Source organism: Actinoplanes auranticolor (assembly GCF_018332655.1).
Lineage (GTDB): Bacteria > Actinomycetota > Actinomycetes > Mycobacteriales > Micromonosporaceae > Actinoplanes > Actinoplanes auranticolor.
Window position 1 is genome coordinate 280,402 of record NZ_BOQL01000021.1, and the last position, 16,594, is coordinate 296,995.

A 16,594-nucleotide genomic window follows, 5' to 3' on the forward strand; every position below is an offset into this window, starting at 1 on the left:
GGACGCGGCCTCATCCGGCGGCGTTGCGGGTGAGCTGCTCCGCGCGGCGCAGGCGGCCGTCCGGAGCCAGTTCACCGAACATATGGATGTCGGTGACCACCGTGTGACCCTGGCGCATGACCGCGGTCAGCGTGTACCGGGCGGCGATCCGGTCGGCGCACACCAGGGCCTCGTGGACGTCGACGTGAACCTCGACGGCGTTGCGCCGCGCCGGCCGTACGTGGGCGAGCAGGCGCTCCCGGTCGAGAGGTGTGCCGTCGTTGCGCAGGACGAAGTCGTCGGTGTGGTAGCGGTCGAAGACGGCGGCGGCATCGTCCTCGCCGAACGTGATCTCTCGCGGGTAGCGGGTGAGGTAGGCGGTCAGATCCGCGCCGGGTGTGCTCGGGAAGGGCGTGACCATGGCAGGTCCTCCACTTATCTTAGACACGGATGTCCAAGATAATGGCCGCCGCTAGGCTGGGCAACCATGCCGGAAGCAGTGGTACCGCGCGGCCGTAAGCGTCGTCTCGACGCCGAGCGCAGTCGTGCCGCCGTGCTCGACGCGGCGATCGCCGTGCTGGGACGGCAGGCGGACGCGAGCGTCGAGGACATCGCGGCGGCGGCGGGCGTCGTCCGGCAGACCGTCTACGCGCACTTCCCGTCCCGCGGCGCCCTGCTCGCCGCGGTGGTGGAGCACCTCACCGCGGAGACCACGGCCACGCTCGACACGCTCGACCTGGACACGATGTCCGAGGTCGACGCCCTGCGCCGGTGGCTGGAAGTGAGCTGGAGCATGGTGGAGCGCTACCCGGTGCTGCTCAGCCCGGTCATGGCCACGGCCGGGCCGGGCGCCGACGACGTGGCCCGGCACCGGTCGGTCACCGCGCGGCTCGAGGCACTGATCCGGCGCGGCCGGATGAGCGGCGCCTTCGACACGCGGCTGCCCGAGGCGTGGACCGTCGCCGCGGTAGTCGCGCTCGGGCACGCCGCCGGCCAGGAAGCAGGCGCCGGCCGGATGAGCCCGCGCGACGCCGGCGCGGCATACCGCGACAGTGTGCTGCGCCTGGTTCGCGCCCCCGCGTGACGCCCACTTCGTTCTCTGCCGTGCCTTGACACCCGATACCCCCGGGAGGTACACCTGTTCAGGTCGGCAAGGTACCCCCCGGGGGTAGTACGAGCGAGTAGGTGACTGACATGAGCGCATCGACCAGACCCGATACAACCGCCACGACTGGGCAGCGAGCGGCCCGCGCCGGGCTGTGGGCCCTGCCCGCGTACGCGGTGCTGCTGGGCCTGAGCACCGTGACGCACCAACCGCCGGTCGAGGACTTCGACGCCTACGCCCGCTACGTCACCACGGGAGTTTTCCTCCTCAGCCATCTGGGTGGCAGCGTGCTCGGCGCCGGCCTGGCCGTCGTCGGCGCCGCCGCCGTCACCGCCCTGCTGGTGCCCGGACGGGCCGCCCGCGCCGCGATCGCCGGGCTGGTGCTGACCGTGCTCGCCAACGTGTTCCTGGCCGCGGCGTTCGGCAGTGCCGCCTTCGTCCAGCCGGGCCTCGGCCGGGCCCACCTCGACGGCGTCGCGGGCATGCCGGCCCTCAACGACGACACCGCGTACGGGCCCGCGTTGGTCGCGACCGCCCTGAGTGCCACGTTCCTGCTCATCGTCGCGGCGGCCTTGCTCGGCAGCGCCATCGCCCGGACGAGCCGGCGGCTGCGCTGGTACGGCGTCGGGTACGCCGTACTCATCGCGCTTTTCGCCCTGTCCGGTTTCTTCCTGCAGCCGGTCCAGCCGTGGAGCGGTTTCGCCCTCGCCGCCGTGACCGCGGCCCTGGCTCTGCGGCTACCGAGGATCATCGCCACCGGCGGATGACCGCCCGGCCAACTGGTTGTATCGCCGAACCTGATGGTTGTATTGTCGAACCATGCCAGATGCCGGACCGGCCGACGCGGACGTCAGCTCGGTGCAGGACGCGTTGATGCGGTTCGTCCGCAACTTCGGCCTGCATCAGCCGGACCGCACCCCCTGTGGGCAACCGCTCCCGGTGTCCGAGGCGCACGCCCTGGCGGAGCTGGCCCGCGACGGCCGGCTGCGTCAGGTCGAGCTGGGCCGCCGGCTGCGCCTGCAGAAGAGCACGGTCAGCCGGCTGGTGACCAACCTGACCGCCCGTGGCTGGGTGCGGCGGTCCGGTGCCGACGACGACGGCCGCGGCGTGACGCTCGAGCTCACCGACGCCGGGGTGCAGGCCGCGGCCCGGCAGGCCGAGGCCCGCAGCGACCGCTTCGCCGCCCTGCTGGCCCGGGTCCCCGAGGACCGGCGCGCCACCGTCGTCCAGGCACTGCAGACTCTCGCGGAGGTCACCGATGAGCCGCTCTGACCGTGCCGGCCGGACGGCCGTCGTGTTGATCGCTGTCGCGGCGCTGGCCGCGGGGTGCACGGCCGGGCAGCCGACCCCGCCCTCGGCGGACACGTCACGCCAGGCCGAGGTGGCCGAGCGGGGAGCGTCCGTGATGCCGTTCGATCTGGACCGCACCACCCACAGTTTCACCAAGAACGACACCGGGGGAGTGCAGACCGTCGTCGCCGACGATCCCGCCGACACCGGGCAGATCACGCTGATCCGCCGGCACCTCGGCCGCGAGGCCGAGCTGTTCGCCCGGGGTGACTTCACCGACCCGGCCCGGATCCACGGCGACGACATGCCGGGCCTGGCCACCCTGCGCGCCGCCGCCGGCCGCATCGCCGCGACGTACGCCGACACGGCCGACGGCGCCACGATCACCTACACGACCGCTGACGCCACCCACGTCGCCGCCCTGCACGCCTGGTTCGACGCTCAGGTCGGCGACCACGGCGCGCACGCCACCCCGGGCTGATCACCCGTCCACAGTGGTCAGAAGGTGACTTGCAGGGTCTCCAGCCGGTGGCCGAAGGGTGCGGTCGGCTGCCAGTCCGGGGTCCCGTACGCCGGCCGCAGCTGCGGGCAGCGGTCCAGCACGATCCGCAGGCACTCGTCGGTCTCCATCCGGGCGAGCGCCGCCCCCAGGCAGTAGTACGTGCCCATGCCGAAGCTCAGGTGCCGGTTGCGTTTGCGGGTGATGTCGAAGGTGTCCGGGTCGGGGAAGATCTCCGGGTCGCGGTTGGCCGCCATCAGCGCCAGATAGATGTGCCGGCCGGCCGGTACGGGATGCCCGGCCACCTCGACGGGCTCCCTGGTGACCCGGCCGATCACCCCGGCCGGGCCGTCGCAGCGCAGCATCTCCTCGACCGCGGACGGCATCAGGTCCGGGTTCGCCCGCAGCTGGGCCAGCTGGTCGGGGTGGTCGAACAGCAGGACCAGGCCGTTGGCGATCAGGTTCGCGGTGGTCTCGTGACCGGCGAACAGCAGCAGCACACAGTTCGCCACCGCCTCGTCCTCGGTGACGAGGCCCTCCGCCTCGGCGGCCATGAACATGCTCAGCACGTCCTCGCGCGGAGCACGCCGGCGGTCGGCGGCGATGACGCGCAGATAGTCGTGCATCTCCAGCATGCTGCGCTGGGCCTGGCGCATCTGCTGCAGGTCGCCCTGGCTGAAGATCGGCACGATGTCGCGGGACCACGCCTGCAGCTGCTCGCGGTCGGTGGTCGGCATCCCGAGCAGCTCGGCGATCACGTTGGCCGGCAACGGGTACGCGAGGTCACGGACCACGTCCATCTGTCCCTTGGGGGCGACCGCGTCGAGCAGTTCGTGGGTGAACGCGCGTACCCGCGGCCGCAGCCGGTCGACCATCGCCGGGGTGAAGTAGCGCTTGAGCAGCTGCTGGAACCGGACGTGGTCGGCCGGGACGGTGTGCCCCATCCACATCTCGATGGACCGGCGGATCGGGGCCAGCTCCTCCTGCTCCTCGGGGGTGAGGCGCTGGAGGACCTGGGCCATGTTGGCGCTGTCCATGCGTTTGTCGCGCAGGGCGGCGTTGATGTCCGCGTACCGGGTGAGCAGGTAGGCGTCGAGTTGTGGCAGCCGGGCGAGCGGGCTTTCCGCGCGGACCCGGTGCAGGAAGGCGTTGTGGTCGGCCATCACTTCCGGGGTGAACAGGTTGTAGTCCCGTACCGTTGCGATGTCGTCACTCATGGTCGCGATTCTGGCGGAATGCAGTGATCGTTCTCAATGCCAGAATCGGCATTGTCGGGCAAACGACGGGCGGGGCGACCCGTTGCCGGGGGTCAGCGGGCCGAGAGCAGGTGACTGACCTGCGGCGGGCCGTCGGCGAGGGCCTGGGCCCGTTCCTCCACCGCCCGGTCCGCGCCGGTCAGCCGGCCGCCGTGCTGGCGCAGGTGCTCGTCCCAGCTCGGCACCAGGTACGCCTCGACGAAGCGGTCCGGGTGCTCCCCGTCCTGGAACAGTCCCCAGCGCACTGCTCCGGTCCGCAGCCGGGAACGCCGCACCGCCTCCATCGCCTCGACGAACGCCGCCGCCCGCTCGGCGCTCACCGGGTAGCTGGCGGTGACCAGCACCGGGCCGTCGCGGCTGTCCGGGTCCGTCTCCAGGTGCGGCTCGGGCCAGAACACGGCGGGCTCACGGTTCAGCCCGGTGGTGTCGCGCATCGGCCACCAGCGCAGGGTCGCCACCCCGGCCAGCATCAGAACGGCGGCGGCCAGGTGTGCGGGGACCAGGCCCCCCACGTCCGACAGTGCGCCCCAGACGAGCGCGCCGGCGGCCTGGGCTCCGGCGAAGACCATCTGGTAGACCGCCAGGCCGCGGGCGCGTACCCAGTTCGGCAGGAACAGCTGCATCGCCGCGTTCACGCTGGACAGCACCATGACCCACGCGACGCCGGCCGGCAGCAGTGCCGCCACGATGACGGCCTCGGAGCGGCTCAGCGCGAGGACGGTCAGGACCAGGGCGAACGCCGTACCGGCGAGGAACAGCAGCCGGTTCAGCGACCAGCGGGCCCGTAACTGGGGGAGCAGCACGGCTCCGGCCACCGCGCCGACGCCGACCGCGCCGAGCAGGACGCCGTACCCGCCGGAGCCGAGCCCGAGCCGACGGCTGGCGACCAGCGGGAGCAGCGCCCAGAGGGCGCTGCCGGGGACCAGGAACAGCCCCGCACGCAGCAGGATGCGCCGCACCACCGGGGAATGCCGGACGTAGCGCCCACCGGAGCGCACCGCGGCGGTGAACCGTTCGGGCGCGGTGCCCAGGCCGGCGGCCGGGGGCCGCCAGCGCCACAGCACGAGCGCGAACACCACGAAGGAGAACGTGTTGAGCGCGAACACCACACCGACGCCGGTACGGGCGATCAGCACGCCCGCGACCGCCGGGCCGACCGCGCGGGCCAGGTTCATGCTGATCGCGCCGAGCGCCGAGGCGGAGGCCAGCTGGGGCCGCGGCACCAGCTCGGGGATGACGGCCTGCCAGGCCGGAGCGGTCAGCGCCTGACCGGCACCGAGCGCGAACGTGAGCGTCAGCAGCAGCGTCGGCGGCATGTGCCCGGCGAAGGTCAGCACGGTCAGCAGGGCACCCACCGCGACCAGGAACGCCTGCACGCCGATGAGCAGCCGGCGCCGGTCGAAGGTGTCGGCCAGCGCGCCGGACGGCAGCGCGAGCAGCACGATCGGCAGGGTGCTGGCGGTCTGCACCACCGCGACCAGGGTGTCCGTCCCGGACTGCTCGACCAGCAGCCACTGGGCTCCCACGGTCTGCATCCAGGTGCCGATGTTGCTGGCCAGCAGGGCGAGCCACAGGCTGCGGAAAGCGGCGACGCGCAACGGTGCCCACGCCGACGGCGGCGCGGCCCGGACGGTGGAGGACTGGGCGCTCACCGTACCGGTCTACCCGGGCGTGCCGCCGTCTACCGCCGCACGGGAATCCGGCGCTGGCCACGATGGGGTGACCGGCCTTGGCTCATGCACACGGCGGGCCTTCTAATGTGTGCCGTGATGGAGTTCAGCCGGCGCGCGGGGTGCGTCGTGGCCGGGTTGCTGGTCCTGGGGCTCGTGGCACTGTTCGCCGCGACGGGTCTCGACACGGCCGACAAGATCGCCAGTGCCGTCTGTGCCCTGCTGGCCGTCGTGGCACTGTGCTGGCAGTACGTGGTGCCGGCGCCCCGGTCCGCCGCCGTTCCGCCACCGGTGACCGCTGCCGGTGCGGGCGCTGTCGCGGTCGGCGGTGACAACCACGCGGAGGTGAGCACGAAGTTCTGTGGTCCCGCCCCGCCGCCGTCTTCCGGTGCGAGCGGTCCCGCGTCCGTCGCGATCGGTGGGACGAGCACGGCTGCCATCCGTACCGACGTGCAGCTGTGGCCGTGACGCCGGAGGCGTACGCGGCCGGTCCGGGCGCTGTCAGCGTCGGCGGGGACGTGCACGCGCCGATCACCACCAACGTGTACGGCGGCGACGGCCCGGTGTTCACCGTCGAGACGCCCCCGCCCGAACTGCCCCACGAGCCCGCGGATCTCGCCGCGTTGCGGGAGCAGCCCAGCAAGCTGCTCAACGCGCGCCGCCGGGTGATCCCGTTCAGCGGCCGGACGCGGGAGCTCGCGGACCTGAACGCCTGGCGCCAGAACGGTCCGCGGCTGGCGGCGCAGCTCATCTACGCCGCCGGTGGCGAGGGCAAGACCCGGCTGGCCGCCCGGGCCGCCGAGCACGCCGCCGCGGCGGGATGGGCGGTGGGCTGGGCCCGGCACCGCACCGACACCCCGGGCGGAGGCGCGCCCCTCACCGAGGACGGCCACCGTCCGCTGCTCATCGTCGTGGACTACGCCGAGCGGTGGCCGATGTCGCACCTGCAGTCCCTGCTGGCCCGGTACTCCGGGCACACCGGCCCGCTGCGGGTCCTCCTGCTGGCCCGGTCGCTGAGCTGGTGGTCGGTGGCGGACACGATCTGCGAGCGGCTGGGGATCATCACGGGCGTACCGGTGCCGCTGGAGCCGCTCGCCGGCACCGACGCCGAGCGGCGGGAGCTGTTCGAGGCGGCCTGCCGCCGCTTCGCGGAGATCTACGGGCTGCCGGCGTCCACGGAGTTCGCCGTTCCCGGGGGTCCCGCGGACCGCGCCTACGGCTCGGTGCTGACCGTGCACATGGCGGCGCTCGCCGTCGTCGACGCGGAAGCCCGGGATCGGCGGCCCCCGCTGGGTGCGCGGGATCTGTCGCGGTATCTGCTCAACCGCGAGTGTCACTACTGGAGTGTCCTGCACGGCGAGCACCGGTCCGCCACGGCCGCGCGGGCCGCGTTCATCGCGTCCATCACCGGTGCCGTGCCCCGGCCCGCCGGCGCCGCGCTGCTCGCCCGCAGCGGTCTGCCCGAGGCCGCCGGCACGAGTGCGCAGCAGATCCTCGACGCCCATGCCCGCTGTTATCCGCCCGCGACCGCCGGGACGGTTCTGGAACCGCTGTACCCCGACCGTCTCGCCGAGGACTTCATCGGGCTCACCCTGCGGACCGATCAGCCGGACAGCCTCGCCGACACCTGGTGCGGCAGCGCCCTCGCCGGCGTGTTCGCCCGGGAGGACGGGCAGGTGCCGGGCCACGCGGGCCGGGGACTGATCTTCCTGGCCGCCGCCGCGGCGACGTGGCCGCACGTCGGCGCGGCGCTGCGCACGCTGTTGCACGCCGATCCGTCACTGGCGGTCGACGCCGGAGGACCGGCGTTGCTGGCCATCACCCCGTACGCCGACGCGGCGATCGCCGCGGCCATCAGCCGGCACGTCACCGAGCGCAGCATCGACCTGCACCCGGCGGCGGCGCTGCTCAGCTGCGGCATCCTGCAGGTGTCGCTGCTGCTCAACAGCCGCCGGACCGCGTAACGGTGGCCGAGGACACGGCCCGGACACAGCTGCGTGATCGTCTTGTCGAACCCCTCATCCGACGGGAACGTCGGCGGCGGCGGACCGCGCCCGCGAGACCTGGGCGTCGAGGTCGCGCAACGCCTGGAAGACGGCCTCCGAGAACGTGGGGAACGGCTGGATGACGTCGAGCAGCAGCGGGAGCGGCGTACGCGCACGGATCGCCAGCGTCACCTGCTGCAGCCATTCCCCGGCCTCGGGCCCCAGGGCGTAGGCCCCGGTGATCCGCTCGCCGTTCGACACCAGCGTCAGGAAGCCCGGCTGGGTGTCGTAGGCCCGGGTGTAGGTGGACGTGCGGGGGACACCGGAGAGCGCGATGGTGGCCAGGTAGGGCCCGTCGGCCGCGCCGACCGCCGCCGCCTGCGGGTCGCAGAAGATCACCCGGGGCACGGCCTCGTAGTGCGCCTCCCGGCGCCGGCCGAGGATGTTCGACGCGACGACCCGGCCCTGGTACTCGCCGACGTGGGTGAGCAGCCACAGCCCGGTGACGTCGCCGATCGCCCAGAGGTTGGGCCCGGCGGAGAGCCGGCCGTCGACCGCGATCCCGCGCGGGTCCGGAGTGATGCCGACCGTCTCGAGCCCGATGCCGGCGACCCGGGGCCGCCGGCCGGTCGCCACGAGCAGCCGGTCGCCGCGCACGTGCGAGCCGTCGGCGAATTCCAGGACGTACTCACCGTCGGAGAGGCGGGCGGCGGCCGGGGACTGGCCGAGCCGCAGCTCGATGCCGTCGGCCCGCAGGACCTCCGCCACACCTTCGCCCAGGGCGCGCGGCTCCCGCGGCAGCAGGTGGTCGCCGCGCTGCACGAGCGTGACGGAGCCGCCGAGCCGGGTAACGGCTTGCGCCATCTCGACGCCGATGGCCCCGCCACCGAGCACCAGCAGCCGCTGCGGCACCTCGGTCAGGCCGGTGACCTCGCGGTCCGTCCACACCCCGGGCAGCTCCGCCAGCCCGGGCAGCGGCGGGAAGGCGGGATCGGAACCGGTGGCGACGACGACGTGCCCCGCCGTGTACGTCGTACCGCCGACCTCGACCGCACCCGGCCCGGCCAGCCGGCCCTCGCCGCGCACCACCTCGATCCCGGCCCCGCGCGCCCACGCCACCTGCCCGGCGTCGTCGTAGCCGGACACCATGAAGTCCCGCCAGGCCAGCGCGGCCGGCACGTCGACGGTCCCGGCGACGGCCTCCCGGGCGCCGGGGACGTGGCGGGCCGCCGCCAGCGCCTCCCCGGGCCGCAGCAGGGTCTTGGACGGGATGCAGCCCCAGTAGGAGCACTCGCCGCCCAGCAGCTCCCGCTCCACCATGGCCACCCGCAGGCCACCCGCGGCCAGCGCCGCCGCGCAGTGCTCCCCGGGCGCACCGGCGCCGAGCACGATGACGTCGAAGTCGGTGCTCATCGCGGCGTTCCCTCCAGGGCGGCGGTGGCGTCCCGGTACGCCTCGTCCGCGGTCCGGCCCTGCTGCCGGGCGACGACGAAGGCGGCGTACCAGTCCCACCAGTGATGCTTCGGGGCGGTCGGCTCGTACCGGCCGTGGTTCTTCTCGGCCTCGTGCAGAAGCTCGGCCAGCGTTGCGACGTCCATCTCTGCTCCTCGGTGTCTGTGCGATCCGGCTCGCCGCCGGGCCACCTCACTGTCGCGTGGCCCGGCCCGTGCTCGCGCCCGGGAAACTCACTGGTCCCGGGCCCCCGGTGCTGGTTCTCCGCTCGTGCTCAGACGCGGCCGGGCAGCCGCTGCGTGATCTCCTGCAGCAGCCAGCGGTTGCCGTCCGGGTCGTCGAACGTCGCGTACGAGGCGTACGAGCGGCGCTCGGGGTCGGGACCGGAGGCGCGGCTCGCGGGGTCGGCGACGAAACCGCCGCCCAGGCTGCCGCCGGCGGCATGGAAGATCTCGCTCACCGCCACGCCCTGGGACACGAGCTGCGCGCGGGCCACCTCGATGTCGTCGACCGCGAGCAGGAGCCCGCCGCCGGCGCCCGGACGGGCGGTGGTGACCCCGGTGCCGAGAATGATCGAGGCGTTCGATCCGGGCGGCGTCACCTGCACGGCGTGGTAGCCGCCGCCGGGGTCGATGTCGGCGTCGAGCCGCCATCCCAGGCCCAGGTAGAAGTCCCGGGCGCGGGCGGCGTCGGTGACGGGCAGAACGGCGACCTCGAGCCGGAACGCCACGGTGCTGCCGGTGGAGCCGGTGGTCTGCGATGCGCCGCTGGTGTGGGTGCTGCTGGTCATGATGACCTCCTCGGGCTGTTTGCTGACAGCCCGAAGTCTGCTCCGCGCGCCGTACCCGTCGCGCCCGTGAGATGCCCTGGTCCGGACCCGGGGGTCCGGACGCGTGCCGCAGGTCAGACCGACGGCCGCAGGGCGGTGAACCGTACGCCGGTGGCCTGTTCGGACAGCTCCCACAGGCGGCGGCCGTGCTCCGGGTCGGTGGCCGCCGCGGACAGTCTGCCCGGGGCCGGGTGACCGCGCAGCTCGCCCGCGCCGTCCGGGGCCACGAGCTCACCCGGCTGCGCTGCCGCGTCGGTGGCGGCGAACAGCTGCGGCCAGGCGCCGCGGTCGACCGGCTGGGCCAGCAACGGGTTGCCGATCCGGCCCAGCAGGAACCGCCAGAGCCCGGTGGTGGCGCTGGTCTGCAGGTTCGTGGCGGTGTAGCCGGGGTGGGCGAGGAAGCTACGCACCGGGCTCGCCGCCGCGCTGAGCCGCCGGTGCAGCTCCCGGCCGAAGATCGCGTTGGCCAGCTTGGACGAGTTGTAGGCGCCCATGGGGGAGTAGCGCCGCTCGCCGGCCGGATCGGTGAAGGGCAGCCGGGCCTGCCGGTGGTTGACCGAGGTCACGGTGACCACCCGGGGCCGGCCGCCGGCGGCCAGCAGGTCGAGGAGCAGGCCGGTGAGGGCGAAGTGCCCGAGGTGGTTGGTGGCGAACTGCAGCTCGTGGCCCTGCGGGCTGAGCGTCCGGGGTGGGGCCATCACCCCGGCGTTGTTGATCAGGACATCCAGCCGGCGGTGGTCGGCGTGCATCCGGGCGGCGAAGTCGCGTACCGATCCGAGGTCGGCCAGGTCGACCCGCCGTACCTCCAGCTCCGCGCCGGGCCGGGCCGCCGCGATGCCGGCGGCCGCGCGGTGGCCTTTCTCCTCATCGCGTACGGCGAGCACCACGCGCGCCCCGCAGGCGGCCAGCGCCTGCGCGGTGGCCAGGCCGAGCCCGCTCGTCGCGCCGGTGACGACGAAGGTTCGGCCGGTCTGGTCGGGGATCAGGGCCTCGGTCCAGCCATCAGCAGTCATGCGTCCCACTGTGCTATTCGTGGCACACTGCGTCAAGTTGTGCTCGCTCGGCCATTCAAGGCATGACGTAGCATCGCCCCATGCAATCCCGGGTGAACACCGGCGTGGCCGAACGCAAACGCCAGCTCGTCGCCGACGAACTGCGCGACGCCGCCCTGATGCTGCTGGCCACCCGCGGCTTCGACACGGTGACCGTCGACGACATCGTCACCGAGGCCGGCATGTCGCGGCGCACCTTCAACCGCTACTACGCGTCCAAGGAGGACGTGGTCGTCCGGTTCCTGGCCGACATGGGTGCCGACATCGTGGCCGCGCTCGCCGCCCGGCCGGCCGGCGAGCCGCCGTCGGTCGCGCTGCGCCATGCCGTCTGGGTGCCGCTCGCCGCCTGCACCGACCATCCCGACCACATCGAGCGGGCCCGCAAGGTGGTCCGCCTGGTCCTGGACACCCCCGCCCTGCAGGCCCGCTGGCTGGAACGCCAGACCCAGTGGCGGGCCGGGCTGATCGCCGAGCTGGCCGCCCGTCGCGGCCTGGACCCGGACACCGACCCGTACCCGCGCATCGCGGCCGGGATGGCCCTGGTGGTGTTCGACACCGTGCTGCAGCAGTGGCGGCCGGGCGACGACGAGCAGCGCCTCGCCGAGCTGACCGATCAGGCCTTCGCCGTCGTGGCTCCGGCCCTCGACGCGCCGGCCGGGGCACCCGCACCGCGCTGACCGGGCCGGACCGCCGCTACGGCCGGCGGCGTAGGCGATGAGTCGCCGCTCGACGTACGCGCCGGGCCCGGGGATCCGGCAGCGTGGCAACCTTCGTCCTGGGCCGGCGGTGGCGCCGGCGTACCGGCGCGACCTGGGGTCCGGAGCGCAGGCCCCGGCCGAGATCTCGTCGCTGTTCTTCCCGCCGGCGGTGTCGCTGACCGCCCTGACGGTCGCCACGGTGCTCAGCGTGGTGAAGCCGTGGGGCCGGATCGGCCGGCGCAACCGCCCGCCCCGCCGCTGAGACTTCATCGCCCCACTACGATGGCCCGAATGGATCTCGTGGGCACGCTCCCGCGGGACCCCGACGCCACATTGTCAAGGACGACGGGAGATCGTGGTGAGCACCGACGAGCAGTGGTCAAGTGGCGCAGCCCGCATCGACATGACCAAACCGCACCCGGCGCGACGGTACGACTACTGGCTCGGCGGCAAGGACAACTTCCAGGCCGACCGGGACGCCGCCGAGGCGATCGCCGCAGTGTTCCCGCACATCCGGACGGCCGCCCGGGAGAACCGCGCCTTCATGCAGCGGGCCGTGCGTTTCCTCGCCGCCGAGGCCGGCATCCGGCAGTTCCTCGACATCGGCACCGGGCTGCCCACCGCGAACAACGTGCACGACGTGGCCCAGGGCATCGCCCCGGAGTCCCGCATCGTCTACGTGGACAACGACCCGCTGGTGCTCACCCACGCCCGGGCCCTGTTGACCAGCTCCGAGCAGGGCGCCACCGCCTACATCGACGCCGACGTGCGTGAGCCGGAGAAGATCCTCCGTGACCCGGCCGTCCGCGACACCCTGGACTGGACGAAGCCGGTGGCCCTGCTGCTGGTCGCCGTCCTGCACTTCGTCGAGGACGCCGAGGACCCGTACGGCATCGTGGAGCGGCTGGTCAGCGCCCTGCCCGCGGGCAGCTACCTGGTGCTGTCGCACGCGACGTTCGACCCGCTGGACCCGGAGACGATCGCCGCCATGAACGCGGTGAACGAGAACATCAAGCCGCGCTTCTCCCCGCGGACGCTCAGCGAGGTCTCCCGGTTCTTCGACGGCCTGGACCTGCTGGAGCCCGGAATCGTCTCGGTGTCCGACTGGCGCCCGGAGGGGGACGGGCCCCGGCCGACCCCCGCGGAGGCCACGGGTTACGGCGCGGTGGCGGCGACCCGCCGCTGACCGGCCGCTGCCGATCCGCCCGCCTCGTGAGGCGGGCGGGCGGGATCAGCGGACGCGCTTGCCGACCGCCGACCAGACCCGGCGGCCCAGGGCCGTCCGGCGGATGAAGCGCATCCGCCGGCCGACCTTGCGGATCAGCGACGGCGGCGGCGGTGGCGTCTTCGGCGTCTTCGGCTTCGGCTTCGGCGGCGCGGTCAGCCGGGCGTACGTGGTGGGTGGCGTGCTGCGCACCTCGTCCGGTAGCAGGGCCTGGGTCGCCACCGCCAGGTAGGTGAACTGGCGCAGCGCGGTCGCGTTGCGCTTGCCCGGGTGGGCACCGTCCACACAGTGCTTGAGGGCCGTCCGGATCGCCTGCGGGCGGATCAGCTCGGTGAGCGGTCCGCCGGTGGTGTCCAGCAGGTCGCACATCGTCTTGACACCGTCGCCGTCCCAGATGGCGGTGGCGGTGCTCTGCCCGTGACCGGCGCCCTTGACGAACGGCACGCCCTGCCACTCCGGCACCAGCCGGTCGAGCAGGCCGTGGTGGATCGCCCACCGGCGCTTCTCGGCCGCGGTCAGCGCGAACGACGCAGCCACGACCGCCGGGGACAGGAAGGGCGAGATGACGCCGTGCATGTACGCGGGCGAGAACCAGCGGCGGTCGCGCTCGACCAGGTAGATGTAGTCGCCCAGGGCCTGGCCCTGGATGCCCAGGGTCGCGCCGTGATCGGCGATCGCGCCGATCCGCTCGTGCTCGCGGGCGAGCGCCTCGGGCGCCATCGACCGGGGCGGCGTGCTGCGGGCCAGGTGGTCGATCGCGGTCTGCCGGCCGAGGGCCATGTCCAGGTCGGTGCTCTCGTCCGCCGGATACCAGTACGCGACGATGAGCTCACCGCCGACGCCGCTGATCGAGGCGGGCCGGTACATGGACAGCTGACGGGACGTCGCGGGCCGCTCGATGTAGCTGGACGGGAACTGGAAGTCGTACAGGCTCTGCAGCCGTCGGGTCCGCTCGAGCAGGCCCTCGCTCAGCACGTCGGCCGGCTCGCCGGCCAGGAACACCCGGTGGTCGGGCTTCCATCCCCGGCTCTCCCGGACGATCTCCAACAACCGGGTCGCGGTCTCCCCCTCGGCGGCGAAGTCCGCATTGGTGCTGAAGTTGACCGGTTTGCCCGCGGCCAGGAACGTCGCCGCGATGACCCGGGAGTCCTTGCCGCCGGACAACCCGATGTGGATCTCGTCGTCGTACAGCTCGAAAATGCTGTCGGCGACGGCCAGCATGCCGTCCGCGGCGAGCTGGATGGCGGCCTCGGCACCGCCCTTCTGGGCGGCCACGCCCTCGGCCACGATGTCGTCGGCGGACCGGCGGATCCGCGAGGTCAGCCGCCAGCCGCCGGCGGGGTGCCGCTGCCCGGTGACGTGCTCACCCGGCGACATCAGCCGCACGCCGCGGATCGGCGACAGGTCGCCACCGAACTGGCCGCTGGCCGTGTACGCCAGCCAGCCGTCCAGGTCGGGCTCCCGGCGGCCGTGCAGGAAGTCGGCGACCGGCCCGGGCCGGGTGCAGAAAACGGTGATCCCGCCGGCGCTGCCGGTGAAGACCCGGCCCATGCCCAGCCAGTCCTGCTGGATCGCGAAGCGTTCGCCACCCTCGGTCGCCAGCATCGTGAACGGCGGCACGACGTCGCCGTGCACCTCCTCGCCGGCGAGCAGGCGCCGGGCCAGCCCGATCGCGCCGCCGGTGGTGTCCATGCCGACCGGCAGGCCCATCGACACGGCGGTCACCGGGCCCTCCTCGGCCAGAATCGGCCAGCGGTACGCCCCGGGGGTCGTCGTGTGCAGCACCTCCAGGCCCCAGTCGTCGCCGCCGAAGTGCCGCCGCGCGTACTCGTCGGGAATCAGCGGATCAACCGCGGCCCGCCAGCGCCGCAGGGCAGCGTCGGTCCCGGCGGGATCGCGGCGTTCGGAGAACCAAGCCAGGACGGCGTACACGTGTAAAACTCCCCGTTCACCTGAATAACAGACGATACTCACTGCGGAGTAACCGAATAGACACCTGAGAAACGGTGAGCGTAGGAGCGCGGCGGCGGCCAAGTCAATCGATGCGTCCGGCAGCTCTGCCCGATGATCACGGGGCGGGCGGCTCGGTCGGGGTGATCGATGGCTCTGGCCGGTCGATCGGCGCGGCTGGGGCGGCTCTGGCGGCTGTTGCGGGGTGGGTGGTTCGGGCCGGGGTGGTCGGTGGTCCTGGCCGGTTGATCCGCGTGGCCGGCGGCTTTTTGCTCGATGACCGCGGGGTGGGTGGCTCGGCCCTGGTCGGTCGTTCGGCGCTCACGGCGGCTCTGTTGACGGTTTCGGGGTCGGCGACTCCGCCCGGACGGATGGTGGTCCTGGTCAGGCATGGGGTTGCGCCCATGGGGCACACCGGACCCATGGCGGTGATTCTCCTGACCGGCGCGTCCGGTTCCATCGGGCACATGCTGCGCGAGCGGCTCGGCCACCACGAGCTGCGGCTGACCGACGTGCGGGCCGGCGAGGGCGTCGAGGCGCTGGACGTCACCGACGCGGCGGCGGTCGGGCGGGCCTGCCGGGGCGTCGACGCGGTGGTGCACCTGGGCGGGATCGCTGGTGAGGGGCCGTTCGAGGACGTGCTGGCGGTCAACGTGCGCGGCACCGAGCGGGTGCTGCAGGCGGCGCACGAGGCCGGGGTGCCGCGGGTGGTGCTGGCGTCGAGCAACCACGCGGCCGGGCTGTACGAGCGTGCCGACGCCGGCCCGGAGGGCCTGGCCGACGACGTGCCGCCGCGGCCGGATTCCTACTACGGCTGGAGCAAGGCGGCGATGGAGTCGCTGGGCCGGCTCTACCACGACCGGTACGGCATCCACGTGATCTGCCTACGCATCGGCTCCTGCACCGAGCAGCCCGGCGACCCGCGCGATCTGTCGGTGTGGCTCTCGCCCGACGACGCGGCGCGGCTGGTGGAGGCTTCACTCACGGCGACCGGGTGGCGGCTGGTCTGGGGCGTGTCGGCCAACACCCGCCGCTGGTGGTCGCCCGCGGGTGGCCAGGCGATCGGCTACCAGCCGCAGGACGACGCGGAGCGCTGGGCCGCCACGGTGGGGGAGCCGGACCTGAACCGTCCGGAGCACCGGCTGGTCGGCGGGACGATGCCGGCCAAGCCGCTCGGCAAGCCATGACGAGATGGTCCTGTGGGTGCGTACCCGGCCGGCTAGTGGCAGAGCCCGAGCAGCTGGACGCCGGCGCAGCAGGAGGCGACCAGGGCAACCATCACGGCGAGCGTGGCCCGGGCGACGATCAAACCACCCTTCCGGCCGTTCCAGGTGATCGGTAGCAATTGCTCGGTCACGACCGCGGACAGCCAGGCCAGCAACAGCAGCGGGTAGATCAGATCCCAGTTCTCGTCGGAGAAGACGCTGGCGTTGCCGCTGCCGCCGTAGTTCGAGCAGTCCCGCACGTCGGTGACCGGCTGGAGCGCCACCGTCAGCACGATGAGCAGGGCGCCGCCCACCACCAGCGCCCAGAAGCCGGCCAGGGGAGACCGGCGCTGGGAAAGGCCGGCCCGCTCGCCTTCGAAGAAGAAGATCGTCGGCTCC

19 protein-coding genes are annotated in these 16,594 nt (G+C 73.3%); 10 read left to right on the forward strand and 9 right to left on the reverse strand.

Annotated features, from left to right (window positions below):
• Positions 1–10: 10 nt before the first annotated feature.
• Positions 11–400, reverse strand: coding sequence for a nuclear transport factor 2 family protein (locus Aau02nite_RS12875; RefSeq protein ID WP_212988606.1), 390 nt, complete (start codon positions 398–400; stop codon positions 11–13).
• Positions 401–466: 66 nt separating this feature from the next.
• Here Aau02nite_RS12875 and Aau02nite_RS12880 point away from each other — a divergent pair, with 66 nt between their 5' ends.
• The 4 genes from Aau02nite_RS12880 to Aau02nite_RS12895 all read left to right on the forward strand — a co-directional run bounded on the left by Aau02nite_RS12880 (position 467) and on the right by Aau02nite_RS12895 (position 2,855).
• Positions 467–1,063 (forward strand): TetR/AcrR family transcriptional regulator, encoded by a 597-nt coding sequence (locus Aau02nite_RS12880; protein WP_212988607.1) that lies wholly within the window; start codon positions 467–469, stop codon positions 1,061–1,063.
• Between the two features lie 110 nt (positions 1,064–1,173).
• Positions 1,174–1,851, forward strand: coding sequence for a hypothetical protein (locus Aau02nite_RS12885; protein ID WP_212988608.1), 678 nt, complete (start codon positions 1,174–1,176; stop codon positions 1,849–1,851).
• A gap of 52 nt (positions 1,852–1,903) precedes the next feature.
• A complete protein-coding gene (locus tag Aau02nite_RS12890) occupies positions 1,904–2,356 on the forward strand; it encodes a MarR family winged helix-turn-helix transcriptional regulator (protein ID WP_212988609.1) in 453 nt (150 codons plus the stop codon).
• Positions 2,343–2,855, forward strand: a complete 513-nt coding sequence (locus Aau02nite_RS12895; protein WP_212988610.1) for a hypothetical protein — start codon at positions 2,343–2,345, stop codon at positions 2,853–2,855. The genes Aau02nite_RS12890 and Aau02nite_RS12895 overlap by 14 nt, the downstream gene beginning before the upstream one ends.
• Positions 2,856–2,872: 17 nt before the next feature.
• Here Aau02nite_RS12895 and Aau02nite_RS12900 read toward each other — a convergent pair whose 3' ends face one another.
• Together Aau02nite_RS12900 and Aau02nite_RS12905 are read right to left on the reverse strand one after the other, a co-directional pair.
• Entirely contained in the window at positions 2,873–4,090 is a 1,218-nt protein-coding gene (locus tag Aau02nite_RS12900; protein ID WP_212988611.1) for a cytochrome P450, read from the reverse strand.
• Between the two features lie 92 nt (positions 4,091–4,182).
• Positions 4,183–5,781 carry an MFS transporter gene (locus tag Aau02nite_RS12905; protein ID WP_212988612.1) on the reverse strand — a complete coding sequence of 533 codons (1,599 nt, stop codon included), beginning with the start codon at positions 5,779–5,781 and terminating at the stop codon, positions 4,183–4,185.
• A gap of 114 nt (positions 5,782–5,895) precedes the next feature.
• Here Aau02nite_RS12905 and Aau02nite_RS12910 point away from each other — a divergent pair, with 114 nt between their 5' ends.
• Together Aau02nite_RS12910 and Aau02nite_RS12915 are read left to right on the forward strand one after the other, a co-directional pair.
• The gene (locus Aau02nite_RS12910) at positions 5,896–6,267 is read left to right on the forward strand and encodes a hypothetical protein (RefSeq protein WP_212988613.1); all 372 of its coding nucleotides are present in this window, start codon (positions 5,896–5,898) and stop codon (positions 6,265–6,267) included.
• On the forward strand, positions 6,258–7,763 hold the full coding sequence (locus Aau02nite_RS12915) for a P-loop NTPase (protein WP_212988614.1): 1,506 nt from the start codon (positions 6,258–6,260) through the stop codon (positions 7,761–7,763). The genes Aau02nite_RS12910 and Aau02nite_RS12915 overlap by 10 nt, the downstream gene beginning before the upstream one ends.
• Positions 7,764–7,817: 54 nt before the next feature.
• On the opposite strand, the gene Aau02nite_RS12920 is transcribed toward Aau02nite_RS12915, so the two are convergent.
• From Aau02nite_RS12920 to Aau02nite_RS12935, 4 genes are all read right to left on the reverse strand, one after another.
• Complete coding sequence (locus tag Aau02nite_RS12920; protein WP_212988615.1) at positions 7,818–9,197, reverse strand: dihydrolipoyl dehydrogenase family protein; 1,380 nt, start codon at positions 9,195–9,197, stop codon at positions 7,818–7,820.
• Complete coding sequence (locus tag Aau02nite_RS12925) at positions 9,194–9,382, reverse strand: hypothetical protein (RefSeq protein ID WP_212988616.1); 189 nt, start codon at positions 9,380–9,382, stop codon at positions 9,194–9,196. The genes Aau02nite_RS12920 and Aau02nite_RS12925 overlap by 4 nt, the downstream gene beginning before the upstream one ends.
• 128 nt (positions 9,383–9,510) lie before the next feature.
• Positions 9,511–10,026 carry a VOC family protein gene (locus Aau02nite_RS12930; protein WP_246595092.1) on the reverse strand — a complete coding sequence of 172 codons (516 nt, stop codon included), beginning with the start codon at positions 10,024–10,026 and terminating at the stop codon, positions 9,511–9,513.
• A gap of 113 nt (positions 10,027–10,139) precedes the next feature.
• On the reverse strand, positions 10,140–11,078 hold the full coding sequence (locus tag Aau02nite_RS12935; RefSeq protein WP_212988617.1) for an oxidoreductase: 939 nt from the start codon (positions 11,076–11,078) through the stop codon (positions 10,140–10,142).
• Between the two features lie 80 nt (positions 11,079–11,158).
• Between Aau02nite_RS12935 and Aau02nite_RS12940 the strand changes: the two genes are divergently transcribed.
• The 3 genes from Aau02nite_RS12940 to Aau02nite_RS12950 all read left to right on the forward strand — a co-directional run bounded on the left by Aau02nite_RS12940 (position 11,159) and on the right by Aau02nite_RS12950 (position 13,001).
• The gene (locus Aau02nite_RS12940; protein WP_212988618.1) at positions 11,159–11,794 is read left to right on the forward strand and encodes an acyl-CoA-like ligand-binding transcription factor; all 636 of its coding nucleotides are present in this window, start codon (positions 11,159–11,161) and stop codon (positions 11,792–11,794) included.
• 37 nt (positions 11,795–11,831) lie between these two features.
• On the forward strand, positions 11,832–12,077 hold the full coding sequence (locus tag Aau02nite_RS12945; protein WP_212988745.1) for a hypothetical protein: 246 nt from the start codon (positions 11,832–11,834) through the stop codon (positions 12,075–12,077).
• 141 nt (positions 12,078–12,218) lie between these two features.
• Positions 12,219–13,001 carry an SAM-dependent methyltransferase gene (locus tag Aau02nite_RS12950; protein ID WP_212988736.1) on the forward strand — a complete coding sequence of 261 codons (783 nt, stop codon included), beginning with the start codon at positions 12,219–12,221 and terminating at the stop codon, positions 12,999–13,001.
• Between the two features lie 45 nt (positions 13,002–13,046).
• Here the strand turns inward: Aau02nite_RS12950 and Aau02nite_RS12955 are convergent, their stop codons facing one another.
• A complete protein-coding gene (locus Aau02nite_RS12955) occupies positions 13,047–14,972 on the reverse strand; it encodes a hypothetical protein (RefSeq protein WP_212988619.1) in 1,926 nt (641 codons plus the stop codon).
• Between the two features lie 440 nt (positions 14,973–15,412).
• On the opposite strand from Aau02nite_RS12955, the gene Aau02nite_RS12960 reads away from it, so the two are divergent.
• Positions 15,413–16,177 (forward strand): NAD-dependent epimerase/dehydratase family protein, encoded by a 765-nt coding sequence (locus Aau02nite_RS12960; protein ID WP_212988620.1) that lies wholly within the window; start codon positions 15,413–15,415, stop codon positions 16,175–16,177.
• 32 nt (positions 16,178–16,209) lie between these two features.
• Here the strand turns inward: Aau02nite_RS12960 and Aau02nite_RS12965 are convergent, their stop codons facing one another.
• Positions 16,210–16,512, reverse strand: coding sequence for a hypothetical protein (locus tag Aau02nite_RS12965; RefSeq protein WP_246595093.1), 303 nt, complete (start codon positions 16,510–16,512; stop codon positions 16,210–16,212).
• Positions 16,513–16,594: the final 82 nt, after the last annotated feature.

Coding starts and splice junctions, on each gene's coding strand:
- Aau02nite_RS12900 (WP_212988611.1), bottom strand. CDS start 4,090: ATGAGTGACGACATCGCAACGGTACGGGACTACAACCTGTTCACCCCG.
- Aau02nite_RS12925 (WP_212988616.1), bottom strand. CDS start 9,382: ATGGACGTCGCAACGCTGGCCGAGCTTCTGCACGAGGCCGAGAAGAAC.
- Aau02nite_RS12880 (WP_212988607.1), top strand. CDS start 467: ATGCCGGAAGCAGTGGTACCGCGCGGCCGTAAGCGTCGTCTCGACGCC.
- Aau02nite_RS12940 (WP_212988618.1), top strand. CDS start 11,159: ATGCAATCCCGGGTGAACACCGGCGTGGCCGAACGCAAACGCCAGCTC.
- Aau02nite_RS12935 (WP_212988617.1), bottom strand. CDS start 11,078: ATGACTGCTGATGGCTGGACCGAGGCCCTGATCCCCGACCAGACCGGC.
- Aau02nite_RS12895 (WP_212988610.1), top strand. CDS start 2,343: ATGAGCCGCTCTGACCGTGCCGGCCGGACGGCCGTCGTGTTGATCGCT.
- Aau02nite_RS12920 (WP_212988615.1), bottom strand. CDS start 9,197: ATGAGCACCGACTTCGACGTCATCGTGCTCGGCGCCGGTGCGCCCGGG.
- Aau02nite_RS12890 (WP_212988609.1), top strand. CDS start 1,904: ATGCCAGATGCCGGACCGGCCGACGCGGACGTCAGCTCGGTGCAGGAC.
- Aau02nite_RS12960 (WP_212988620.1), top strand. CDS start 15,413: ATGGCGGTGATTCTCCTGACCGGCGCGTCCGGTTCCATCGGGCACATG.
- Aau02nite_RS12875 (WP_212988606.1), bottom strand. CDS start 400: ATGGTCACGCCCTTCCCGAGCACACCCGGCGCGGATCTGACCGCCTAC.
- Aau02nite_RS12945 (WP_212988745.1), top strand. CDS start 11,832: ATGAGTCGCCGCTCGACGTACGCGCCGGGCCCGGGGATCCGGCAGCGT.
- Aau02nite_RS12930 (WP_246595092.1), bottom strand. CDS start 10,026: ATGACCAGCAGCACCCACACCAGCGGCGCATCGCAGACCACCGGCTCC.
- Aau02nite_RS12885 (WP_212988608.1), top strand. CDS start 1,174: ATGAGCGCATCGACCAGACCCGATACAACCGCCACGACTGGGCAGCGA.
- Aau02nite_RS12950 (WP_212988736.1), top strand. CDS start 12,219: ATGACCAAACCGCACCCGGCGCGACGGTACGACTACTGGCTCGGCGGC.